Annotated in this window: 19 protein-coding genes; 9 read left to right on the forward strand and 10 right to left on the reverse strand. The window is 53.5% G+C overall.

Annotated features, from left to right (window positions below; genetic code table 11):
* Positions 1–53: 53 nt before the first annotated feature.
* A complete protein-coding gene (locus FD744_RS18575) occupies positions 54–950 on the reverse strand; it encodes a lysine exporter LysO family protein (protein ID WP_160868940.1) in 897 nt (298 codons plus the stop codon).
* Between the two features lie 135 nt (positions 951–1,085).
* Between FD744_RS18575 and FD744_RS18580 the strand changes: the two genes are divergently transcribed.
* Positions 1,086–2,726 carry an ATP-dependent endonuclease gene (locus tag FD744_RS18580; protein WP_160868977.1) on the forward strand — a complete coding sequence of 547 codons (1,641 nt, stop codon included), beginning with the start codon at positions 1,086–1,088 and terminating at the stop codon, positions 2,724–2,726.
* Between the two features lie 89 nt (positions 2,727–2,815).
* Here the strand turns inward: FD744_RS18580 and cspD are convergent, their stop codons facing one another.
* Positions 2,816–3,037 carry a cold shock-like protein CspD gene (gene cspD / locus FD744_RS18585; protein ID WP_038647847.1) on the reverse strand — a complete coding sequence of 74 codons (222 nt, stop codon included), beginning with the start codon at positions 3,035–3,037 and terminating at the stop codon, positions 2,816–2,818.
* Between the two features lie 322 nt (positions 3,038–3,359).
* Between cspD and clpS the strand changes: the two genes are divergently transcribed.
* The gene (clpS, locus tag FD744_RS18590; protein ID WP_034820663.1) at positions 3,360–3,680 is read left to right on the forward strand and encodes an ATP-dependent Clp protease adapter ClpS; all 321 of its coding nucleotides are present in this window, start codon (positions 3,360–3,362) and stop codon (positions 3,678–3,680) included.
* Positions 3,681–3,735: 55 nt separating this feature from the next.
* Positions 3,736–6,015 (forward strand): ATP-dependent Clp protease ATP-binding subunit ClpA, encoded by a 2,280-nt coding sequence (gene clpA / locus FD744_RS18595; RefSeq protein WP_034820660.1) that lies wholly within the window; start codon positions 3,736–3,738, stop codon positions 6,013–6,015.
* 95 nt (positions 6,016–6,110) lie between these two features.
* Here clpA and infA read toward each other — a convergent pair whose 3' ends face one another.
* The 5 genes from infA to trxB all read right to left on the reverse strand — a co-directional run bounded on the left by infA (position 6,111) and on the right by trxB (position 12,016).
* A complete protein-coding gene (gene infA / locus FD744_RS18600; protein WP_002211347.1) occupies positions 6,111–6,329 on the reverse strand; it encodes a translation initiation factor IF-1 in 219 nt (72 codons plus the stop codon).
* Positions 6,330–6,678: 349 nt separating this feature from the next.
* Positions 6,679–7,371 (reverse strand): leucyl/phenylalanyl-tRNA--protein transferase, encoded by a 693-nt coding sequence (gene aat / locus FD744_RS18605; RefSeq protein WP_097119335.1) that lies wholly within the window; start codon positions 7,369–7,371, stop codon positions 6,679–6,681.
* A gap of 33 nt (positions 7,372–7,404) precedes the next feature.
* A complete protein-coding gene (gene cydC, locus FD744_RS18610; protein WP_160868941.1) occupies positions 7,405–9,135 on the reverse strand; it encodes a cysteine/glutathione ABC transporter ATP-binding protein/permease CydC in 1,731 nt (576 codons plus the stop codon).
* Positions 9,135–10,904, reverse strand: coding sequence for a cysteine/glutathione ABC transporter permease/ATP-binding protein CydD (gene cydD / locus FD744_RS18615; protein ID WP_160868942.1), 1,770 nt, complete (start codon positions 10,902–10,904; stop codon positions 9,135–9,137). The genes cydC and cydD overlap by 1 nt, the downstream gene beginning before the upstream one ends.
* Positions 10,905–11,050: 146 nt before the next feature.
* Positions 11,051–12,016, reverse strand: a complete 966-nt coding sequence (gene trxB, locus FD744_RS18620) for a thioredoxin-disulfide reductase (protein WP_045834092.1) — start codon at positions 12,014–12,016, stop codon at positions 11,051–11,053.
* Between the two features lie 520 nt (positions 12,017–12,536).
* On the opposite strand from trxB, the gene lrp reads away from it, so the two are divergent.
* The 5 genes from lrp (at position 12,537) to serS (ending at position 20,148) form a co-directional block, all read left to right on the forward strand.
* Complete coding sequence (gene lrp / locus FD744_RS18625) at positions 12,537–13,031, forward strand: leucine-responsive transcriptional regulator Lrp (RefSeq protein WP_006118610.1); 495 nt, start codon at positions 12,537–12,539, stop codon at positions 13,029–13,031.
* Between the two features lie 119 nt (positions 13,032–13,150).
* Entirely contained in the window at positions 13,151–16,618 is a 3,468-nt protein-coding gene (locus tag FD744_RS18630) for a DNA translocase FtsK 4TM domain-containing protein (RefSeq protein ID WP_160868943.1), read from the forward strand.
* A gap of 175 nt (positions 16,619–16,793) precedes the next feature.
* Positions 16,794–17,405, forward strand: a complete 612-nt coding sequence (gene lolA / locus FD744_RS18635) for an outer membrane lipoprotein chaperone LolA (RefSeq protein ID WP_034820613.1) — start codon at positions 16,794–16,796, stop codon at positions 17,403–17,405.
* 7 nt (positions 17,406–17,412) lie between these two features.
* The gene (locus FD744_RS18640) at positions 17,413–18,759 is read left to right on the forward strand and encodes a replication-associated recombination protein A (protein WP_160868944.1); all 1,347 of its coding nucleotides are present in this window, start codon (positions 17,413–17,415) and stop codon (positions 18,757–18,759) included.
* 96 nt (positions 18,760–18,855) lie between these two features.
* Entirely contained in the window at positions 18,856–20,148 is a 1,293-nt protein-coding gene (gene serS / locus FD744_RS18645) for a serine--tRNA ligase (RefSeq protein ID WP_058961786.1), read from the forward strand.
* Between the two features lie 136 nt (positions 20,149–20,284).
* Here the strand turns inward: serS and FD744_RS25385 are convergent, their stop codons facing one another.
* Positions 20,285–20,512, reverse strand: coding sequence for a hypothetical protein (locus FD744_RS25385; RefSeq protein ID WP_202403600.1), 228 nt, complete (start codon positions 20,510–20,512; stop codon positions 20,285–20,287).
* Here FD744_RS25385 and FD744_RS18650 point away from each other — a divergent pair.
* A complete protein-coding gene (locus FD744_RS18650; RefSeq protein WP_058961785.1) occupies positions 20,460–21,611 on the forward strand; it encodes an MFS transporter in 1,152 nt (383 codons plus the stop codon). The two genes, FD744_RS25385 and FD744_RS18650, sit on opposite strands and share 53 nt — an antisense overlap.
* 47 nt (positions 21,612–21,658) lie before the next feature.
* Here FD744_RS18650 and pflA read toward each other — a convergent pair whose 3' ends face one another.
* Both pflA and pflB read right to left on the reverse strand, forming a co-directional pair.
* Entirely contained in the window at positions 21,659–22,399 is a 741-nt protein-coding gene (gene pflA, locus FD744_RS18655; protein WP_160868945.1) for a pyruvate formate lyase 1-activating protein, read from the reverse strand.
* A gap of 159 nt (positions 22,400–22,558) precedes the next feature.
* Positions 22,559–24,841: a formate C-acetyltransferase gene (gene pflB, locus FD744_RS18660; protein ID WP_160868946.1), complete on the reverse strand. Its 2,283-nt coding sequence runs from the start codon at positions 24,839–24,841 to the stop codon at positions 22,559–22,561.
* Positions 24,842–24,845: the final 4 nt, after the last annotated feature.

Here is a 24,845-nt window from a genome sequence, read left to right on the forward strand (position 1 = left end):
GAAAGCGTAGACGATGGAGACGGGGCGCAGCCGTGAAAAAATGCGCTCTGCGGTCAGGCGGAGAACAACGCGATAAGAATCGGCGCTAATAAGCTCATGATAAAACCGTGCACGATCGCCGCTGGAACAATCTCCATGCCGCCAGTGCGTTGCAGAATCGGCAGGGTGAAATCCATTGAGGTGGCACCACTCAATCCCAGCGTCATGCTGCGCTGACGGCTGATCAGTAGCGGAATTAGCATGATGGTGATCAGCTCACGCAGCAGGTCGTTAAAGAAGGCCGCGCTGCCAATCACCGGGCCGAAGGATTCGGTCATCAGAATACCGGACAGCGAGTACCAGCCGAAGCCGCTGGCAAGCGCCAGGCCGGTTTTGATTGGCAAATCGAGCCATAATGCGGCCAGCATTCCACCGATCAAGGCGCTGCATAGCGACACCGCGGCTACCAGCATGCCGCGACGATTGAGCGTGATTTGACGCAAGGTCATGCCGCTGCTGCGCAGTTGAATACCGACCAGAAACAACATCAGCATCAGGGCATATTCACTGATGGTTGATGCGTGGCGCAGAATTGACCACTGGCTTAATCCCAACAGGAATCCGCCCAGTACCGAGCCGCACAGCTTGAGGGATTCCAGCGCCATGTGCAGACGTGAAGGCAGGGCTTGCTGCTTGTGCGGGTGATGCCACGGCACGCGCTTCTCCAGTAGCCAGAAAGCCAGCAGAGAACAGGCGAGAATGCACAGCATACTGATCAACGCGGTATGAAAAATGGTGAGCAGATTACTGCTGAGGTTATCGAGGAAAACGAGGCTGGTGCCCATAAAAAACAGGATGATGTACACCAGTGCGCTCAGCATGCGGGCGACGCCGCGCAGCAGATTGGCACGGGTCACATGCAGTAAATAGCCAGCAATCAGTGGCAGCAGAATGATGATCAAGCCATACATAGAGCGTTTCCATCCGTGGGAGAGGGCCGCAAACTATCGGAAAACAGTTGAAGTGTAAACCTTTTACCCGTGCATTAACTTGACCAACTTAACGAGGCGAACCATGCTCAGGCAAAGCACTCAAGGGATAGCATGATGTTTCTGGAACATATCGATATTCGCGGTTTTCGTGGCATCAATCGGCTGTCGTTGCCGCTCACTGATACCAATCTGCTGATTGGTGAAAATGCCTGGGGTAAATCCAGCTTGCTGGATGCGCTGACATTATTACTGGCGCCTGCGGCTGAACCTTATCAGTTTACCGAACATGATTTTCACTTCCCACCGGGCAATCTGGAAGCACGCCTGCGCCAGCTGCAACTGGTGTTTCGCTTTCGAGCACAAGCGGGAGATGACGAAGCGGTCTTCCAGCCTTTCTGGCAGCGCGATGAAAACGGGCGCTTTATCCGCTTCAGCACCCGTGCGCGCCGCAACGAGCATGGTGTGAAAACCACCTGGCGCTTCATCGACCAAAATGGCGATGTGCTGGCGATGGAAGGCACTGAAGCGGCGCTGGCCCATCTGCGTGCCTTTTATCCCGTGCTCAGACTGCGCGATGCGCGCTTTGGCCGGCGTGGACGGCACAGCAGCAACGATGCGGACCGCCGGGCCACGACGCTGAGTGAATTGTCACAGGAAGTCGAGAAATTAACCCGGGATTTGGTGGTGCAGCCGCAGAATCTGAGCGACGATTTACTGCGTCAGGGCTTGCACACCATGCAGCAATTGCTGGAGCACTACTTCCTAGTGCAGCAACCGGGGGTCAGCGCGGCGCGTGTCGCACCTGAATTACGCGATGGTTCGCAAGGCTGGCGTTCACTCGACAAGCTTAACCACCTGATTGCGGGAACGGAATCACGCAGTCGGCAGGTCATTTTATTGCGCATGTTCTCTTTACTGATTCAGGCGCACGGCAATGAAGCGCTGCCGCCGGGCGCTCATCCATTGTTGCTGGTGGAGGATCCGGAAACGCGACTGCATCCAATTATGCTGTCAGTGGCGTGGAATCTGCTGGATTTAATGCCGCTGCAAAAAATCACCACCACCAATTCGGGGGAGCTGTTATCTCAGGTGCCGTTAGAGAATATTTGTCGCCTGGTGCGTGAACCTACACGCGTTGCGGCATGGCGGATTGGTCCTGAAGGATTGAGCGCTGAGGAGAGCCGCCGTATTGGCTTTCATATCCGCGTGAATCGCCCCTCGGCACTCTTTGCCCGCTGCTGGTTGCTGGTGGAGGGGGAGACGGAAGTGTGGATCATCAATGAACTGGCGCGCCAGCGCGGTTACCATTTTGCGGCCGAAGGGGTCAAAGTCATCGAATTTGCGCAGTCTGGTCTTAAGCCGCTGTTGAAGTTTGCCAGACGCATGGGCATTGCCTGGCATGTGTTGACTGACGGCGACGAAGCGGGCAATAAGTATGCAGCCAGCGCACGGAGCCAACTGCAGGAGCATGAGCAGCAAGACGATCATCTGACGCAGTTCCCGGCCCCGGATATAGAACATTTTCTCTATAAGCAGGGGTTCAGCGACGTTTATCACGACATGGCGCACCTGCCGTTAAACGTGCCGATGAATGCGCGGCGTATTATTACTAAAGCGATTCATCACAGCTCGAAACCCGAATTGGCGATAGCGGTAGCCATGGCGGCGGCAGAGCGTGGGCCGCAGGCGATTCCCTCGTTACTGGATCAGCTGTTTGCTCGCGTGATGTGGTTAGCTCGCGGACGTGCAGATTGAGGGGCGGGAAAATCCGCAAAAGAAAAATGCCAGCGTCTGCGGCTGGCATTTTTTTTCGGGAGTGGTCAGAATGAATGAAGAGGCGCGCGTCAGGCGACTTGCGTGACTTCACAGGGCACAATCAAGCTGGCGTGATTGCCTTTTGGCCCTTCATGGACATCGAACTGAACCTGCTGGCCGGCCTTCAGCGTTCTGTATCCCTCCATCTGAATCGTGGAGTAGTGTGCGAAGATATCGTCGCCGCCGCCAATCGGACAGATAAAGCCGAAGCCCTTGGCGTTGTTGAACCATTTAACAGTACCCGTCTCCATGCTTTTACTTCCCTCGCAAGACATTTTGAACAGTAGGTGAGGTCATTGAAGCTGTGAGTCGAGTTTGTTTAAAACTCAATCAGCTTGTGTAAGTAGAATGTAGAGAAACGGTCCTTATCGTCAAGCAAACGGCCCTGGCGCACGGGGAGAAATTCATCAAAATTTGAGGCAGTTAACGCTATTGCAAATTTTGTGATACAGGTCGCGCATGGGCTTTTAGGGCCGTTTTTTCTTAAGGGAAAGGTGGCTTGACAGACATGTTAAACTTAGGAATGGGCGCAGCAATGCGCGCAATCGTAACGCAGAATTTCGACGGAACATTATGGCAAACACAAACGACTGGCTTAATTTTGAACATCTAGCCGAAGATAAAGTACGCGAAGGGTTAAAGCCGCCTTCGATGTATAAAGTCATTCTGAATAATGACGATTATACACCTATGGAATTTGTTATTGACGTTCTGCAAAAGTTCTTTTCTTATGATGTTGAACGTGCAACGCAACTGATGTTGAAAGTTCACTACCACGGAAAGGCGATTTGTGGTGTATTCACTGCAGAAGTGGCGGAAACCAAAGTCGCCCAGGTGAACAATTACGCACGAGAGAATGAACATCCGTTGCTGTGTACGCTGGAAAAAGCCTGAGCCCGTCTCCATATAGGGGAAAGGTCGTCAGAGCGATAATTGGGGGAGGTGCCAAATGCTCAATCAAGAACTGGAACTCAGTTTAAACATGGCTTTCGCCAGAGCGCGCGAGCACCGTCATGAATTTATGACCGTCGAGCATCTGTTGCTGGCATTGCTTAGCAACCCGTCGGCCAGAGAGGCACTGGAAGCCTGTACGGTGGATATCGTGGCTCTGCGACAGGAACTCGAAGCCTTCATCGAACAAACCACGCCGGTGCTGCCAGCCAGTGAAGAGGAGCGTGATACTCAACCAACGCTCAGCTTCCAGCGCGTGTTGCAACGTGCGGTATTCCATGTCCAGTCATCCGGTCGCAGCGAAGTGGCAGGCGCGAACGTGCTGGTCGCCATTTTCAGCGAGCAGGAGTCTCAAGCGGCTTACCTGCTGCGCAAACACGAAGTCAGCCGCCTCGATGTGGTGAACTTTATCTCCCATGGTACGCGTAAAGATGAGCCGGGCCAGCCGCAGAACAATGCGGAGAATCCGGTTAACGAAGAGCAAGCAGGCGGGGAGGAACGTATGGAAAACTTCACCACCAATCTTAATCAGCTTGCTCGTGTCGGCGGAATCGACCCGCTGATCGGCCGCGATAAAGAGCTGGAGCGTGCCATTCAGGTATTGTGCCGTCGCCGTAAGAATAACCCGCTGCTGGTGGGTGAATCTGGCGTGGGCAAAACCGCGATTGCGGAAGGGCTGGCCTGGCGCATTGTGCAGGGCGATGTTCCGGAAGTGATGAAAGATTGCACCATCTACTCGCTGGATATCGGTTCGCTGCTTGCGGGTACCAAATACCGTGGTGATTTTGAAAAACGTTTCAAAGCGCTGCTCAAACAGCTGGAACAAGACACCAGTAGCATCCTGTTTATCGATGAAATTCACACCATTATCGGTGCGGGTGCCGCTTCCGGTGGACAGGTGGATGCCGCTAACCTGATCAAACCGTTGCTCTCCAGCGGAAAAATCCGCGTGATGGGGTCAACCACCTATCAGGAGTTCAGCAACATCTTTGAGAAGGACCGTGCGCTGGCGCGTCGTTTCCAGAAGATCGACATTACCGAACCTTCTGTCGAAGAAACCGTGCAGATTCTTAACGGACTGAAACCGAAGTATGAAGCTCACCATGATGTGCGTTATACCGCGAAGGCAGTGCGTGCAGCCGTGGAACTGGCGGTGAAATACATCAACGATCGTCATCTGCCGGATAAGGCGATTGACGTGATAGATGAAGCCGGTGCGCGTGCGCGTCTGGTGCCGGTGAGTAAGCGTAAGAAAACGGTCAACGTGTCGGATATTGAATCTGTGGTGGCACGTATTGCGCGTATCCCAGAGCAAAGCGTGTCAGCCACCGATCGCGACACGCTGAAAAATCTCGGCGATCGTCTGAAAATGCTGGTGTTTGGCCAGGATAACGCGATTGAAGCACTGACTGAAGCGATCAAGATGAGCCGTGCCGGTCTCGGTCAGGATCGTAAACCCGTGGGGTCATTCCTGTTTGCTGGTCCAACTGGCGTCGGTAAAACCGAGGTGACGGTTCAGCTGGCGAAGGCCCTGGGGATTGAGCTGCTGCGTTTCGATATGTCCGAGTATATGGAGCGCCACACCGTTAGCCGTTTGATCGGTGCACCTCCGGGATATGTTGGTTTCGATCAGGGTGGTTTGCTCACCGATGCGGTGATTAAGCATCCGCATGCGGTGGTGCTGCTGGATGAAATCGAGAAAGCGCACCCGGATGTCTTTAACCTGCTGCTGCAGGTGATGGATAACGGCATGCTGACCGATAACAACGGCCGCAAAGCGGACTTCCGCAATGTGGTGCTGGTGATGACCACCAACGCCGGTGTTCGCGAAACTGAGCGTAAGTCGATTGGTTTGATTCAGCAGGACAACAGCACCGACGCGATGGAAGAGATCAAAAAGATCTTTACGCCTGAGTTCCGTAACCGTCTGGATAACATTATCTGGTTCCGTCATCTGGATACCGCGGTGATCCATCAGGTGGTGGATAAGTTCATCGTCGAGTTGCAAGCGCAACTGGATGCAAAAGGCGTCTCGCTGGAAGTCAGTGATGATGCTCGTGACTGGCTGGCGGATAAAGGTTACGACAAAGCGATGGGTGCCCGTCCAATGGCACGTGCCGTGCAGGAGAATCTGAAGAAACCACTGGCTAACGAACTGCTGTTTGGTTCATTAGTGGATGGCGGTTCAGTCTCGGTGGCGCTGGATAAAGAAAAAAACCAGCTGACCTACCATTTCCTGAGTGCGGAAAAACGGAAAACCGAAGGGACTGTGCACTGATGTGCTGAGTTGCAGATAAGAAAAGGCCGGATGAAAATCCGGCCTTTTTTTTCGCGCTCAGTTAATTGCCACAAACGCGAGATGTGGACAACAACTTAGCGACTACGGAAGACAATGCGGCCTTTGCTCAGGTCGTACGGGGTCAACTCGACAGTCACTTTGTCGCCCGTCAGGATGCGGATGTAGTTTTTGCGCATTTTACCGGAGATATGAGCGGTAACCACGTGCCCGTTTTCAAGTTCTACGCGGAACATGGTGTTAGGTAACGTATCCAGTACGGTACCTTGCATTTCAATATTGTCTTCTTTGGCCATCGAATCCTCTGGGGTGAACTACCAAACTGTTGAACCGGCAAGATAATGCCGAATTCCATGATTTATGTAAAGAAGCGTTGGCGATTTTGCCAACGCTTCGCCGTGCGTCGCGCCATTGCGCGTGCATTACGGAAAAATTCGGGTGTTTTTATTGACGTCTGCGGGGGATTAGCGGGCTAAGAAGTTGTCGCAATTGGCATCAAGTGCACAACGGTAACAGCTTCGGGAAATGGATGAGATTCCCAACCTGGCAATTCCGGCTCGCCACAGCGAAGCGCGGACGACATACCAAACTCGCTTATTGTATCACTTTTGTCGGGAATTGTGTGCAAAACATCTGCGAGCAGGGTCAAAAAAGGGTTTGTGTTTGCCAGCAACCGCTTAAAACAGGCTGCCACGCCAGTGTTTGCACGTACTGTAAATAATCGACACGCGGGATTTCAACGGCGCCCAACGAAGCCGTATGTGGGTTAAGCACCTGGCAATCAATCAAGCGTCCCTGATGAGCGAGAAAATGCTGAGAGAACACCCACAGCGCAGTTTTTGACGCATTTTCCTGGCGGCTAAACATCGACTCGCCACAAAAAATCTGCCCAAGCGCCAGACCATACATGCCGCCTACCAGCCGATTGTCATTCCAGACTTCAATCGAATGCGCGTGACCCAGCTCGTACAAACGAAGCCAGGCGCGTTTCACCTCAAAGGTAATCCAGGTGCCTTCTTGTCTGCCGCTGGCACAGCCTTCCAGTACCTGCGGGAAAGCATGATTCATGGTAACGCGAAAAGGTGAACGGCGATGAAAACGCGCCATGCTGCGGCTGAGATGAAAAGATTCAGGAAGCATCACGGCACGCGGATCGGGCGACCACCATAGAATCGGGTCGCCGGGCGAAAACCAGGGGAAAATGCCGCGCTGATAGGCGTTCATCAGTCGGGCAGGGGAGAGGTCGCCGCCCATCGCCAATAATCCATTCGGCTCGCGCAGCGCCATCTCCGGCGGAGGAAAATTTAATGAATCCCGTGAAAGTTGTACCAGTCTCATTGCGTCAATTACCCTTCGGGCTGCTCGCTAAGACTATAGCGCAAAGCGCTGGTGGAAACGCCAATAGCGTCCTGCTTTTGAGATTAATTCGTCATGCGTGCCCGACTCAATAATCTGTCCCTGGTCCATCACGCAAATACGATCCATTGTTGCCAGGCCGCTGAGGCGATGGGTCACCATGATAACCGTCTTACCCTGACTGACCTGGCGCAACAGCGTCAATATCTGCTGTTCGGTGGTGGCGTCCAGGCCTTCGGTGGGCTCATCAAGCAACCATAGATCGCCGTTGTGCAACAGGGCGCGTGCAATGGCCAGGCGGCGCAGTTCGCCTCCCGACAGCGGGCGGCCACCTTCACCCATCCATGCGTTGAGCCCTTCATCATGTTCCGCCAAATGGGTGAGTCCAACCTGATGCAGTACTGCATTCAGTTGTTCATCACTGGCGGCAGGGTGTGCCAGCAGTAAATTATCGCGTAACGTCTGACTAAACAGATGCACGCGCTGCGTGACCACGCTGATACGTTTACGCAGACTTTTTTCGTCCCACTCAGCAAGGGGAATATTATTCAGTCGAATGTCACCCTGCTGCGCCTGCCAGCCGCGCGTGATCAGTGCCAGCAAACTGGATTTGCCGCAGCCGGTGGGGCCGAGCAGTGCCAGATGCTCACCGGTTCGCAGTGTCAGCGAGAAGTGCCTGAGTACCGGTTCCGGTCGCTGCGGATAGCTGAAAGTGATTTTTTCCAGCGTCAGGCTGATGCCCGAATCAGAGGGCACGGTCGAGGATGGAAAACGAATCAGAGGCGCTTGCTCAATGATTTCCTGTACGCGTTGCGCCGCACCAGTGACCTGCGAAAGCGGCAAAAAGGCGCCTGCTACCGGTGCCAGCGCTTCAAATGCCGCCAGGCCGCAGAACACGAAAAGTGCGATGAATGCGCCAGGTGCGCTATCGCCGCCCACGCCCGCTGCGGAGATCCACAGTAGCAAGACGACGGTTGACCCGCTGATTAACAATAACAGGCTTTGCGCCAGCGCTTGCAGACGATGCTGACGCTGCTGTGCCTGCTGCCAGCGCATTTCCTCCGCATCCAGTTTTTGACGCCATAAGGCCGCAGCACCATAAATTTGCAGTTCAGCCAGTCCGGTTACCCACTGCGTCAGTTGCAAACGCCAACTGGCTTGGTGCTGGGCGATGCGATGCCCGGCTGAGGTGCCTAATCGCCAGAACAGCGGCGGCATGAGCAAAAGCGTCAGCAACATCATCCCGCCCAACAGCAGCGCCAGTGGCACATCCAATATCGCCAGACCGCAAGTGACTACCACTATCACTACCGCCGCGCCGACCAGCGGTGAAATGACGCGCAGATAGAGATGGTCTAACGTATCGACATCACTGACAAAGCGGTTAAGCAGTTCGCCCTGTCTGAAACAGGCCAGTTGTTCGGGGGCCAGTGCGATCAGTTTGCTAAAGGTGAACACACGCAAATGCTGCAACACCCTGAAAGTGGCATCGTGACTGACTAAGCGTTCGAAGTAACGCGACGCAGTGCGAGTGATGGCCGCGCCACGCACCCCTGCTGCGGGCAACATATAGTTGAAACTGTAAAGGCCAGCCACGCCAGCCAGCGATGAGGCGGCAAGGAACCAGCCAGATAGGGTGAGCAAGCCGATACTGGCGAGCAAAGTCGCAATGGCTAACACGATGCCCAGACCTAAACGCCAGGGATGACGACGAAACAGGCGCAGAAACGGCAATAGTGGATTCATCAGACAATCTCCTGCTGGCGATGCTGCACCATGGCACGCAACGGCCCGTCCTGAGCAATCAGTTGTTGCCACTGCCCTTGCTGCACCAGTTGCCCGGATTGCATCACCCAAACTTCATCCCAACTGGCAAGATCGTGAAGTTGGTGGGTGATCATGAGGGTGGTTTGCTGTGTGGCTGCCTGGTTTAATGCGCGCAACACATGCTGTTCACTTTGGCTATCAAGACCTGAACCGGGCTCGTCCAGCAGCAGTAGTTGTGCCGGTTTCAACAGTGCACGCGCAACGGCGACGCGTTGTGCCTGGCCAACAGAAAGGCCCATTCCTCCATCGCCAATGGGGGTGTCGAGGCCTTGCGGTAAACGGGCGAGAAACTCATCCACGCCCGCCTGTTGCAAAACGCTGCGCAGTGTTGCTTCATCCATGCTGCTGTTGAGAGACAGGTTTTCGCGCAACGTGGTCGCGGGCAAATGGGGATTTTGACCGACCCACGCCAGATGCTGCTGCCAGCTATCACGGCTGATATCCCGCAGTTCATGCCCATTGACCCGCAGCGATCCCTGATAGGGCAGAAAGCCGAGCAACACGTTCATCAGTGCTGATTTACCCGCTCCACTCTGACCCACTAGCGCCACGCGTTTATTCGCCTCAAGCGTAAAATTCAGCGGCTGTGATAACGCTTCACCTTTGGCTGTCATCACCACCAAATCTTGTGCTTCAAGGCTTAAAGGGGTATCGAAAGCGACTGAGAGGCTGGAGGCGGAAGCTGGGATTTCCGGACTTTCGTTAAGAAAACGATCCAGTGCATCGGCGCCCCCAACAGCTTGCGCTTTAGCGTGGTAAAAAGTACCCAGATCGCGCAGCGGCTGGAAAAACTCAGGCGCCAATATCAGTGCCAGGAATCCAGCAAACAAGGTCACGCCAGTGCCGTAATGACCAAAATTGAGTTCGCCAAGATAGGAGAAGCCGAAATAGACCGCGACCACGGCAATCGCCAGTGAGGCAAAGAATTCCAGCACTGCGGAAGAGAGAAAAGCAAGGCGCAGCACTTCCATGGTGCGCTGACGAAAATCCGTGGTGCTTTCAGCAATCGCCTGCTGTTCAGCGGCAGCCCTGTAGAACAGGCGCAAGGTTTCACGCCCGCGCAGGCGGTCATAAAAATCGCCGCTCAGACGTGCCAGTGCGAGGAAGTTGCGACGGTTTGCATCGGCGGCACCCATGCCGACCATCGCCATGAAAATCGGAATCAGCGGTGCGGTCGCGAGCAGGATCAATCCTGCCGCCCAGTTAATCGGGAAGATGGCTATCAGGATGGCGAAGGGAATAAAAACGGCCAGTGACATCTGTGGCAGATACCGCGCGTAATACTCTTGCATCTCTTCAATTTGCTCAAGCAGCAGCGTTGCCCAGCTTCCCGCTGGTTTGCCCTGAACCCAGGCAGGACCTAAATCATTCAGCTTATCCAGTACCTGCTTGCGCAGAGCGCGACGGATGGCAACGCCAGCACGGTAACCTGCCATTTCTCGTGCATAGTGCAGACCTGCGCGAAGAGCAAAGCACAACAGCAGCAGGATGAAATCAGTCAGCAGGGCACCGCGCGGTTGTTGGGCGACAATAAGATTCTGCAGCAGCGAGGCCAGCAACCAGGCTTGAGCAATAATCACCAGTGCACCGGCAAAACCGAATAGCGATGCGGCACGTAAACTTCGTGCGCCATGAAGACGTTGCTGGCGGAGCCAGCGAAGAAGATGTTGCTGCCGTGATTTTTCCATGCGAAGCCGTTTGATCACTGATGGAGAGAGGCAAAGCCGGATAAAGTATCCGGAAATAGTAAGCGCATGAACTTTAGCATGCAGGCTATAAAAAAGGCGACCTAAACAGGTCGCCTCTTTGCAATTATGATCAGCTTATTAACAAGTTACAGATCGGTTTTAACAAGCCCGTCAAGATAGCGTTCTGCATCCAGCGCCGCCATACAGCCGGTGCCGGCAGAGGTGATCGCCTGGCGATAAATATGATCCATCACGTCACCCGCCGCAAACACGCCAGGAATGCTGGTCTGGGTCGCATTGCCCTGCAGACCGGACTGCACTTTGATATAGCCGTTTTCCAGCGCCAGCTGGCCGTCGAAAATGGCAGTATTCGGGCTATGACCAATCGCCACAAACAGCCCGGCAACATCCAGCGTTTCCGGCTCTTCACCTTTGGTGGAAAGCAGTTTCACACCGGTGACACCCATCTGATCGCCGACCACTTCTTCCAGTGTGCGATCGGTGTGCAATACGATGTTGCCGTTGCGCACTTTATCCATCAGACGATCGATCAGGATTTTTTCCGCACGGAAGCTATCACGACGGTGAATCAAATGGACTTTCGCCGCGATATTTGCCAGGTAAAGGGCCTCTTCCACCGCGGTATTACCGCCACCAATCACCGCGACTTCTTGATTGCGATAAAAGAAACCATCACAGGTCGCACAGGCGGAAACGCCTTTGCCTTTGAACGCTTCTTCAGAGGGCAGGCCGAGATAACGTGCGGAGGCGCCAGTAGCAATGATCAGCGCGTCAGCGGTGTATTCGCCACTGTCCCCCGTTAAACGGAACGGGCGATTCTGCAAATCTACCGTATGAATATGGTCGAAAATAATTTCGGTGTTGAATTTCTCGGCATGCTCTTGCATACGTTCCATCAACGCCGGGCCTGTCAGATCGTTCGGATCGCCTGGCCAATTCTCCACTTCAGTTGTGGTGGTGAGCTGACCGCCTTTTTCCAGCCCGGTAATCAAAACCGGATTCAGGTTAGCGCGGGCGGCATAGACTGCCGCAGTATATCCGGCAGGGCCGGAGCCTAAAATGAGCAGCTTACTGTGTTTGGCCGTACTCATGCGTTCCTCAGTTTTTTGCGACAACATAGTTTTTGATTGTAGGGAAATTAGCGCAGCAAAAAAAGGTTTCAGCAATTTTGATAACAATCGCTGCAAGCGGCGTAGTCGATGAGTGCAAATTCTGCACGTCGATTGCGCCAAAAGGGGGCAATGCTCGGCAAATTCTGGTGCAGCAGCATAAAAATTCTCATTTAAAAACAGCAACCCAGAACTCTATCTGGCATCTTGTACTGAATTTGGATGTTTTACTTTGACAATCGCCTGCTGTTTTGCGAAAACATTACCAGAAGCGGAGAATATTTAGCGGTTCAAAACAGAATTTCATTTCTGTTTTGCACGTTTTTGCCGGATAAACTCAGTCTGACATTGGTAATGACGCATGATGTGGACAGACAACATGCGTCATACGGATGGAAGCATTACTGCACAGACTTATCGTCTTCACTTCAGTAAGGCCCTGAACAATGAGCGTTTTCAGGGTGTGGCAGGTAAAGGGAAGGAATTAAGAGAGACAATAATAATGGTAGACAATAAGAAACGCCCCGGAAAAGATCTGGACCGTATCGACAGAAACATTCTGAATGAATTGCAAAAAGACGGCCGTATTTCTAATGTTGAGCTTTCAAAACGTGTTGGCTTATCACCTACGCCGTGTCTTGAGCGTGTGCGTCGCCTGGAACGTCAGGGCTTCATTTTGGGTTACACCGCACAACTGAACCCACATTATCTGGATGCTTCACTGCTGGTATTCGTTGAGATTACTCTGAATCGTGGTGCGCCAGATGTGTTTGAACAATTTAACGCCGCTGTGCAAAAACTTGAGGAAACTCAAGAGTGTCACCTCGTTTCCGGTGACTTTGACTACCTGTTGAAAACCCGTGTACCGGACATGTCCGCCTACCGTAAGCTTTTGGGTGAAACCTTGCTGCGCCTGCCGGGCGTTAACGACACCCGTACTTACGTGGTGATGGAAGAGGTCAAACAGAGCAATCGTCTGGTGATCAAAACCCGGTAATGCAGGGCAGGTGCAAAACTTGCAGGAATTCGGTACACTCCTGTGAATTCATACAGGACCAGCGTCGGGCTTGCCCGGCGCTGTTGCCTTCTTAATTTACAGGCACCTGGAGAGTTCTCTTGAGCCAGGAATATACAGAAGATAAAGACGTTTCGTTACAACCGCTGAGCAGTGGACGCAGGCTGCTGGAAGCGTTGCTCATCCTTGTGGCCCTGTTCGCCATCTATTTGATGGTGTCGCTGGTTAGCTTCAACCCTTCCGATCCCAGCTGGTCTCAGACCGCCTGGCATGAACCGATCCATAATTTGGGTGGTAGTGTCGGCGCATGGCTGGCGGATACGCTCTTATTCATTTTCGGCGTGATGGCGTATGCCATACCTCCGGTCATCATTGGTTTGTGCTGGATTACATTCCGTCAGCGCGATCGCCAGGATTACATCGATTACTTTGCGGTGGGCTTACGCCTGATTGGCGTGCTGGCGCTGGTGGTGACCACTTGTGGTTTAGCCGCGCTGAACGTCGATGACATCTGGTACTTTGCTTCGGGCGGTGTGATTGGCAGCCTCGTCAGTAATGCGATGGCACCCTGGTTTAGTTCTGCCGGCGGTACTTTAACGCTGATCTGCGTCTGGGCGGCAGGCATAACCCTGTACACAGGCTGGTCGTGGCTGACGATCGCCGAAAAAATCGGGAGCGTGGTGATGGGCGTGCTGACCTTCGCCAGCAACCGCTCTCGTCATGACGAACCCTGGCAGGAAGAAGATGAGTACGAAGAAGAGGAAGAGCATGCCGAACATTCTGCGCCTCAACTGCGTGCTGCGCAATCGCATGATGACGATGATGACGTTCTACTGGCTAAGCCGCGTAAGGTGGCTGAGCCTATCGCCGAACAGCTGCCGGATGATCCTCTGCTAGCCAAAGCCAGTGCCGCGACAGCTGCAGCCATTGCTGTGACCGCCGAAGCAGCACACCAGGCGCCAGTTGTGCCTTCCCCCGTGTTCAATGCACCAGCCGAAGCGGCACCTGTTGTTCATACCCCTGAGGTTTCAGCGGCAGTAGCACCTGCTGCGGTACCGCCTGCGCCTGAACCGGTTATTCAACCCGCACCGCCGCTGTATCGCTTTGAAGTTCCGGGCGAACCTGCACCTTCAGCGTTTTCACCCGTTGATGACGATGAAGGGCCACGCATGGGGAACTGGCAGGATGCCGCTCAATCATCTGCTTCTCTGAACACTGCGGCAGCCGCAGCAGTGGGGGCAGCTGCTGCGAAAACGGCTTCTGCGTATACACCCGCTTTCGATGTGGTGCCGGAGCGCGATTACAACCCGCAGGTGAAGCAGGGTATTGGCCCTGAATTGCCGCGTCCGAACAAAGTTAAACTGCCAACACGTCGTGAACTGGCTTCTTACGGCATTAAGTTGCCGTCACAGCGTATGGCTGAAGACAAAGCGCGCGAAGAAGCCGAACAGCAACTGCCTGAAATGACTGCGACCTATCATGAACCGTTACAGGATCATGAAGAGGATGCCGCGTTGCAGGAAGCACACCTGCGCGAAGCGTTTGCGTCTCAGCAACAGCAGCGCTATGCAGAGACCGGACAGCATCAAGTCGAAGAAGATGAAGAGGCTTTACATCAGGCGCAGTTGGCTAATCAGTTTGCAGCTCAGCAGCAACAACGCTATCAGCAATCTGAAACCAATGAAGGCCCAGTATTTAACCTTGATACTTCATCAGCCTTTGATTTTTCGCCAATGAAAGATTTGGTCGATGACGGCCCAAGCGAGCCATTGTTTACCATCGCTGCCACGCCTGAGCCGGAAGCGCCTGCGCAGTGGCAGCAGCCTGTCGCACCGCAACCTGAAGCGCCTGCGCAGTGGCAGCAGCCTGCCGCACCGCAATCTGAAGCACCTGCGCAGTGGCAACAACCTGCAGCACCGCAGCCGGAAGCCATGCCATCGCTGAATGAGCACAATAGCCCATGGTCATCACCCGAGACCGAAAGCTATGCTGCGCCAGCAGAAGCGCCTCAACCGGTCGCACCTGCGCAAGATAGCCTGTTCCATCCGTTCCTGGTTCGTCATGAACGTCCGCTGGAAAAGCCTTCTACGCCGCTGCCGACGCTTGATTTGCTGACCTCTCCGCCTTCGGAAGAGGAACCGGTGGATATGTTCGCGCTTGAGCAGACAGCACGTCTGGTTGAAGCGCGTCTGGCCGATTATCGTGTGAAGGCTGAGGTGGTGGGCATCTCGCCTGGCCCGGTTATCACCCGCTTTGAGCTGGATCTTGCTCCTGGCGTGAAAGCCGCACGTATCTCTAACCTGTCGCGCGATTTGGCCCGTTCGCTCTCTGCCGTCGCGGTGCGTGTGGTGGAAGTGATTCCAGGCAAACCTTACGTCGGCCTGGAATTACCGAACAAACATCGCCAAACCGTGTATCTGCGCGAAGTGCTGGATTGCGACAAGTTCCGTGATAACCCGTCACCGCTGTCAGTGGTGCTGGGTAAAGACATTTCGGGCCAGCCGGTGGTCGCCGATCTGGCGAAGATGCCGCACCTGCTGGTTGCCGGTACGACCGGTTCCGGTAAGTCGGTTGGTGTGAACACCATGATCATCAGCATGCTGTATAAAGCCACACCAGAAGAAGTGCGCTTTATCATGATCGACCCGAAAATGCTGGAGCTCTCCGTCTACGAAGGCATTCCGCATTTGCTGACTGAGGTGGTCACCGACATGAAAGATGCAGCGAACGCGCTGCGCTGGAGTGTGGGTGAGATGGAACGCCGCTATAAACTGATGTCTGCGCTGGGCGTGCGTAATCTTGCCGGTTACAACGAGAAAATTGAGCAGGCTGCTGCCATGGGGCGTCCAATTCCAGACCCGTTCTGGAAGCCGGGTGACAGCATGGAAACTACGCCGCCAGTGCTGGAAAAACTGCCGTATATCGTGGTGCTGGTCGATGAATTCGCCGATCTGATGATGGCGGTGGGCAAGAAAGTTGAAGAGTTGATTGCTCGCCTGGCACAGAAAGCGCGTGCGGCGGGTATTCACCTGGTGCTGGCAACCCAACGTCCGTCGGTGGATGTGATTACCGGCTTGATCAAAGCCAACATCCCAACGCGTATCGCCTTTACGGTGTCCAGTAAAATTGACTCACGTACCATTCTTGATCAAGGCGGCGCGGAATCACTGCTGGGGATGGGTGACATGCTGTACATGCCGCCTAACTCCTCAATGCCAGTGCGTGTCCACGGCGCCTTCGTGCGCGATCAGGAAGTGCATGCGGTGGTGCAGGACTGGAAAGCACGTGGACGTCCGCAATACATCGACAGCATTACCGCGGGTGAAGAGAGCGAGAGCACAGCGGGCGGTCTTGATGGTGATGAAGAGCTTGATCCGCTGTTCGATCAGGCTGTTTCGTTCGTGGTGGAGAAACGTCGCGCCTCCATCTCCGGTGTGCAGCGTCAGTTCCGTATTGGTTACAACCGTGCAGCGCGCATCATTGAACAGATGGAAGCGCAGGGTATTGTTTCTGAACCGGGCCATAATGGTAACCGCGAAGTGCTATCACCGCCGCCGCACGAGATGTAATCTAGCGCACGCCATGACTTACTTCTGGGCCAGTTAACACTGGCCCGTTGTTTATCTGCAGAACGATCCCCATATCGTTGGGAGCTTTCGGCTTTTTCTTCTGTCGAACAGACAGAGCGGCAACTACGTTTAATGCAGTAAGTGTCGGGAAACCATGAATAAGGAATCGAATCAGATGAAATTACGCGTTATTGCCTGCGGCCTGCTGGCCGGTTTTGTTTCTTCGTCGGTATTGGCGGATGCGTCGAGCGATTTGCAGCAGCGTCTGAACAAAGTGAACAGCTTCCATGCCAGCTTTAGCCAGAAAGTGACAGATGGCAGCGGTGCAAATGTGCAGGATGGTGAAGGTGAGCTGTGGGTTAAACGCCCAAGCTTATTCAACTGGCATATGACCGCGCCAGACGAAAGCGTGATTATCTCCGACGGTAAAAACCTTTGGTTCTATAATCCGTTTGTCGAGCAAGCCAGCGTTAGCCTGTTGCAGAACGCCACCAGCAATACGCCGTTTATGCTGATTGCCCGAAATCAGCCAAGCGACTGGCAGCAGTACAACATCAAGCAGCAGGGTGATAATTTCGAACTGACGCCAAAAAGTAGCGATGGCAACCTGAAGCAATTCACCATCAACGTCTCTGCATCCGGCACCATCAACAAATTCAGTGCGATTGAGCAAGATGGTCAGCACAGTGACTATCAGCTGAAGAGCCAGAAAAACGGTGCGATTAGCCCAGATAAGTTCACCTTTACACCGCCAAAAGGGGTAACGGTGGACGATCAACGTCAGTGAGGTCGCGGTGAGTAACCTGTCCCTGGATTTCGCCTCTTCAAATGAGTTCCAGCCGCTGGCCGCACGTATGCGGCCAGCCACATTGCAGCAGTACATCGGACAACAGCACTTATTGGCGGCGGGAAAACCGCTGCCGCGCGCGATTGAAGCCGGGCATCTGCACTCAATGATTTTGTGGGGGCCGCCAGGAACAGGGAAAACAACCCTAGCAGAGATTATTGCGCACTATGGCAAGGCGGATGTTGAGCGCATTTCTGCCGTGACATCCGGCGTGAAAGAGATCCGTGAAGCCATCGAGCGCGCCCGGCAGAATCGTCAACTGGGCCGCCGTACCATCCTGTTTGTGGATGAGGTGCATCGTTTTAATAAAAGCCAGCAGGATGCATTCCTGCCCCATATTGAAGATGGCACCATCACCTTTATCGGTGCGACCACCGAGAATCCATCTTTTGAACTCAACTCTGCACTGCTATCGCGTGCTCGCGTCTATCTGCTGAAATCGCTCACCACGGAAGATATTGAACAGGTGCTCACCCAGGCGATGGAGGACAGTGCGCGAGGGTATGGAAATAGCGACATTCTGCTGCCAGAAAACACCCGGCGCATGATTGCTGAGTTGGTTAACGGCGATGCGCGTCGTGCACTGAATACGCTGGAAATGATGGCGGATATGGCAGAGAGCAACTCGCAAGGTCAGCGTGAACTGACGCCTCAGCTGTTAAATGAAGTATCCGGCGAAAGAGCGGCGCGCTTTGATAACAAAGGCGACCGTTTTTATGATCTGATTTCGGCGCTGCATAAATCCGTGCGCGGTTCAGCACCGGATGCCGCCCTGTATTGGTATGCCCGCATTATTACGGCCGGCGGCGACCCGTTATATGTTGCACGCCGTTTACTGGCGATCGCTTCTGAAGATGTGGGCAATGCCGATCCGCGCGGCATGCAGGTCGCTATCTCAGCGTGGGACTGTTTCACCCGCGTCGGGCCTGCAGAAGGTGAGCGCGCCATCGCACAGGCGATCGTCTATCTGGCCTGCGCGCCCAAAAGTAATGCGGTTTACACGGCTTTCAAGGCGGCCATGCGCGACGCACGAGAATTCCCGGATTATGATGTGCCAGATCACCTGCGCAATGCGCCTACCAAATTAATGAAAGAGATGGGGCTGGGCAAAGAATATCGTTATGCACATGACGAACCCAATGCTTACGCTGCCGGAGAGGTGTTCTTCCCACCTGAAATGGCGCAAACGCGCTACTATCAACCCACCAATCGGGGGCTTGAAGGGAAAATCGGCGAAAAACTCGCCTGGTTGGCTGAACAGGATCAAAATAGCCCGATAAAACGCTACCGCTGATAAACGCCTTACGGTAAGGTGAGCAAGTATTTCAATGCATTCCAGTGGGATGCATCCCTTCATTCGTTCAACCAACCTTAATTACACAGGATAAGCATGCTCGATCCCAATCTGCTGCGTAATGAGCCAGACGCAGTCGCTGAAAAACTGGCACGCCGAGGATTCAAACTGGATGTGGAAACGCTGCGCTCGCTCGAAGAGCGTCGTAAAGTACTGCAGGTAGAAACTGAAAATCTGCAGGCAGAGCGTAACTCCCGATCCAAATCCATCGGTCAGGCCAAAGCGCGTGGGGAAGACATCGAGCCACTGCGTCAGGAAGTGAACGTGCTGGGCGAACGCCTGGATGCGGCGAAGGTTGAGCTGGATACACTGCAAAACACCATCCGCGATTTTGCCCTCTCGCTGCCTAACCTGCCGGTCGATGAAGTGCCGCTGGGTAAAGATGATAGCGAAAATCAGGAAGTCAGCCGCTGGGGCCAGCCGCGCCAGTTCGATTTCCCGGTCAAAGACCACGTTGAGTTGGGTGAAGCGGTTAAAGGCCTGGATTTCGCTGCCGCGGTGAAACTGACCGGTTCACGCTTTATCGTGATGCAGGGTCAAATCGCTCGCCTGCACCGTGCGCTTAGCCAGTTCATGATTGATCTGCATACTCAGCAGCACGGGTATCTGGAAACTTACGTGCCGTATCTGGTTAACCATGAGACGCTGTTTGGTACGGGTCAATTACCTAAGTTTGGTGAAGACCTGTTCCACACCAAGCCTTTGGGTGAAGAAGCGGGCAGCAGCAACTACGCACTGATCCCGACGGCGGAAGTGCCGCTGACCAACCTGGTGCGTGATGAGATCGTGGAAGAAGAAAATCTGCCGATCAAACTCACCGCGCACACGCCGTGCTTCCGCTCTGAAGCAGGTTCTTACGGACGCGACACGCGTGGTCTGATTCGTATGCACCAGTTCGACAAAGTTGAGATGGTGCACATTGTTGCGCCTGAGACTTCAATGGACGCACTGGAAGAGTTGGTTGGTCACGCTGAGAAAGTCCTGCAGTTGCTGAACCTGCCGTACCGTAAGGTGCTGCTGTGTACTGGTGATATGGGCTTTGGTTCCGCCAAAACCTACGATCTGGAAGTATGGCTGCCAGCGCAGGATACCTATCGTGAGATCTCTTCTTGTTCCAACATGTGGGATTTCCAGGCGCGTCGCATGCAGGCTCGCTGCCGCAGTAAAACCGACAAGAAGCCTCGCCTGGTGCACACACTGAACGGTTCAGGCCTGGCAGTTGGACGTACATTGGTGGCGGTGCTGGAAAACTACCAGCAGGCTGACGGCCGTATCGAAGTACCAGAAGTGCTGCGCCCCTATATGGGCGGATTGGAAATCATTGGTTAACCCCAGCTTTCTGATAGTCAAACCCGGCAATGCCGGGTTTTTACTTTCATGAGCGAGCGATTATTTTTTAGTAAGAATTAATCAGAAATAAACGTTATCGTCAGTAGAGTCGCTTAAAACACTAAAATCCATAAATTCATGCAGATAGCATTGAGTTTTTATAATGATATATCTCCTCTAACCTGCTGAAGATAAAAATAATAAATTGTTCAGCAGCAAATTGTGCTGTGGTGATTTTTTGCCCGTTGACTTTAAAATAGCGAATGGCAAACTGCGCGCAATTATCTTCATTTCTTTGGTTTTTAATCCCTATGTCTACCTGGTCGCGCCCCGTCGTGTTGCTGCTTTGCGGCTTAATGCTCATGACGGTGTCTATTGCTGTGCTTAATACGCTGGTACCGCTTTGGCTTACTCACGATCAACTGCCGACATGGCAGGTGGGTATGGCCAGCTCAGCCTATTACACCGGGAATCTGCTGGGGACATTGCTGGCGGGCTGGTTAATCAACCGCTATGGCTTTAATCGCTGTTTCTATCTGGCCAGCGCCCTGTTTGCCGTCGCAACCATGGGAATGGTGTTGTTAGAAGGCTTCTACAGCTGGACTGCACTGCGTTTTGTCGCGGGTGTCGGCTGTGCGCTGATTTGGGTGGTGGTGGAAAGTGCGTTGCTGTGCAGCGGTACCGTGCGTAATCGCGGTCAACTGTTGGCTGCCTATATGATCATCTACTATCTCGGCACGGTAGCGGGTCAGTTGCTGGTGAGTCGCGTTTCGACTGAGCTCCTGCAGGTGATCCCATGGGTTACCGCGCTGATCGTCTGTGCCGTGCTGCCGGTGGTCTTCCTGCGTGTTAATGCCAGCTCCGCGACTGAAGAGGCTTCTACCGGTCGCATCTGGACCATGTTGCGCCGTCGCAGTTCACGTCTGGGCATCAACGGCTGCATTATTTCCGGTATCGTACTGGGCTCACTGTATGGTCTGATGCCGTTATATCTGTCTCATCGAGGAATGAGTGATGCCAACGTCGGATACTGGATGGCGCTGCTGGTGAGTTCGGGCATTGTCGGTCAGTGGCCGGTGGGCCGTCTAGCCGACCGCTTTGGTCGTCTGATGGTGTTGCGCGTTCAGGTGTTTGTGGTCATTTTAGGGGCGATTGCCATGTTGGGCGATACTGCCATGGCGCCTGCGCTGTTTGTGCTGGGTCTGGCTGGCTTCACGCTGTATCCGGTGGCGATGTCCTGGGCTTGTGAAACCGTTGCTCATCATGAACTGGTTGCCATGAATCAGGCGCTGTTGTTTAGCTACACCATCGGCAGCCTGGTCGGGCCGGGTATGACATCGATGCTGATGCAAAATTACTCAGACCGTTTGCTGTTTGTGATGATTGCGGCCGTCGCGTTAGTGTATCTGGTGATGCTGCTGCGTAAGGCCGATCAGCATGCCACGCCAATTGCACACGCTTAATATCTGATTGCGTGAATAATAAAGGGAGCGACATGCTCCCTTTTTTGTCAGTACATCACTTCGTGACCATATCCTGCCAGAATATTTTTGACCCGTTCCATCGTCTCTTTACTGGGTGGTTTTACCCCATCCAGCTTGTACTCTTCGCCCATGGCAATCCATTTGTGCTTGCCCAGTTCATGGTAGGGCAGTAGCTCAATCTTCTCGACGTTCTCCATATCCTTCGTAAATTCGCCGAGGCGATGGGCAGAGTCATCATCATCGGAATAGCCAGGCACCACCACAAAGCGAATCCAGGTACGTTTGCCTTTCTTCTGCAGATAGCGCGCGAAATCGAGGGTGCGATGATTAGAGACGCCAACCAGAATCTGGTGCACATCATCATTGATTTGTTTTAGGTCGAGCATCACCAGATCGGTGGCATCCAGCAGTTCGTCGATCACTGGATCGTAACGACGTACAAAGCCGTTGGTATCCAGGCAGGTGTGAATGCCTTCTGCCTTACAGGCACGGAACCAATCACGCACAAACTCGGCCTGTAAGATCGCTTCCCCTCCTGATGCCGTCACACCGCCGCCAGAGGCATTCATAAAGTGGCGATACGACAACGCATCTTTCATCAGGTCATCCACCGTGACTTCTTTACCTCCGTGGGTGTCCCAGGTATCGCGATTATGGCAGTAGAGGCAGCGCATCAGGCAGCCCTGAAAGAAGGTGATAAAACGGATGCCGGGACCGTCAACGGTGCCGCAGGATTCGAATGAGTGGATACGACCGATGGTTGACATTGCGATGTATTCTCCGGGTTAGCCTTAACAACAGGCGGCACAATCTGTGTTGTGCTCTTGGATTAAAGTCGATTTTGCCAGGCTGCCAGCGAAAGCAAACTGGCAAAACAGACTTGTGGAGAAAAGGCTCCCGCAGGAGCCTTTACATTTCAGGGAGGATTACAGGGACTGAGTGAACGTACGGGTAATCACATCCTGCTGCTGCTCTTTGGTCAGCGAGTTAAAGCGCACAGCATAACCGGAAACACGAATGGTCAGCTGAGGATATTTCTCCGGATGTTCCATCGCATCCAACAGCATCTCGCGGTTCATGACGTTGACGTTAAGGTGCTGACCTCCCTCGATATTGGCTTCGTGGTGGAAGTAGCCATCCATCAGGCCCGCAAGGTTGGTTTTACGCACGTTGTCATCTTTACCCAGTGCATTTGGCACGATGGAGAAGGTATAGGAAATACCATCTTTCGCGTAAGCAAACGGCAGTTTGGCAACAGAGGTCAGTGAGGCAACGGCACCTTTCTGATCGCGACCGTGCATAGGGTTAGCACCTGGACCGAATGGCGCACCTGCACGACGACCGTCAGGGGTGTTACCGGTTTTCTTACCGTACACCACGTTAGAGGTGATGGTCAGCACCGACTGGGTAGGTACTGCATTACGATAGGTTTGCAGTTTCTGAATTTTCTTCATGAAACGTTCAACCAGGTCACACGCCATATCATCGACACGTGAATCGTTGTTACCAAACTGCGGATACTCGCCTTCAATCTCGAAATCTACGGCCAGACCATCCGCATCACGCACGGCTTTTACTTTGGCATATTTAATGGCAGACAGGGAATCCGCCGCCACTGACAAGCCTGCGATACCACACGCCATGGTGCGATAGACGTCACGGTCATGCAGCGCCATCAGTGAAGCTTCATAGCTGTACTTATCATGCATGTAATGGATGATATTCAATGAGGTGACATACTGTTTAGCCAGCCAATCCATGAAGTGATCCAGACGTGCCATCACCGTGTCGAAATCCAGAATTTCATCAGTGATTGGCGCTTCTTTCGGGCCAACCTGCATTTTCAGTTTTTCGTCCACGCCACCGTTGATTGCATACAGCAGTGTTTTAGCGAGGTTGGCGCGGGCGCCGAAGAACTGCATCTGTTTGCCGACAATCATTGGGCTCACACAGCAGGCGATCGCGTAGTCATCGTTATCAAAGTCAGGACGCATCAGATCGTCATTCTCATACTGCAATGAAGACGTATCGATAGAGACTTTGGCCGCATATTTCTTAAAGTTAACCGGCAGCTTTTCTGACCACAGAATGGTCATGTTAGGTTCCGGTGATGGGCCCATGGTGTACAAGGTATTCAGGAAGCGGAAGGTACTTTTGGTGACTAAAGTACGGCCATCGACACCCATACCGGCCAGAGACTCGGTTGCCCAGATTGGGTCACCAGAGAACAGTTCGTCATATTCTGGAGTGCGCAGGAAACGCACCATACGCAGTTTCATCACCAGGTGGTCAATTAACTCCTGCGCGCCTTCTTCAGTCAGTTTGCCCGCTTTAATATCACGATCGATATAAACATCGAGGAAGGTGGATACGCGACCGAATGACATCGCGGCGCCGTTCTGTGATTTCACCGCGGCCAGATAGCCGAAGTAGGTCCACTGTACAGCCTCTTGCGCTGTGGTAGCGGGCAGAGAAATATCAGCGCCGTATTTGGCAGCCATTTCTTTAATCTGGCCAAGCGCACGGTGTTGCTCGGAGATTTCTTCACGCAGGCGGATGGTGGCTTCAAGATTGACACCATTTTCCATATCGTTTTGCAGTGAATTGAACTGCGCCACTTTATCTTTCATCAGATAATCGATGCCGTACAGCGCCACGCGGCGATAGTCACCGATGATACGACCACGACCATAAGCATCTGGCAGACCGGTTAAGACACCGGATTTACGGCAGCGCAGAATATCAGGGGTATAGACATCGAACACACCCTGGTTATGAGTTTTACGATAGTCGGTAAAGACTTTTTTCAGGGCTGGGTCGAGTTCACGGCCATAAACCTTACAAGAGCCCTCGACCATTTTGATGCCGCCAAACGGGATAATGGCGCGTTTCAGTGGAGCTTCAGTTTGCAGACCTACGATGGTCTCCAGCGATTTATTGATATAACCCGCATCATGTGACGTGATGGTAGAAGCCAGGTCGGTATCGAAATCAACCGGTGCATGGGTGCGGTTCTCAATCTTGATACCTTCCAGCACGCTGTCCCACAGTTTAGTGGTGGCGGGTGTGGCGCCTGCGAGGAAAGATTCGTCACCTTCATAGGGGGTGTAGTTTTTCTGGATAAAGTCACGGACGTTGACACCGTTCTGCCATTCGCCGGCGCTAAATCCTTCCCAGGCTGACGCCATTTTTTCGTTAAGTTCGGACATGATA

Origin of the sequence: Pantoea sp. Taur (assembly GCF_009830025.1) — a bacterium.
Classification (GTDB): Bacteria; Pseudomonadota; Gammaproteobacteria; order Enterobacterales; family Enterobacteriaceae; genus Pantoea; species Pantoea communis.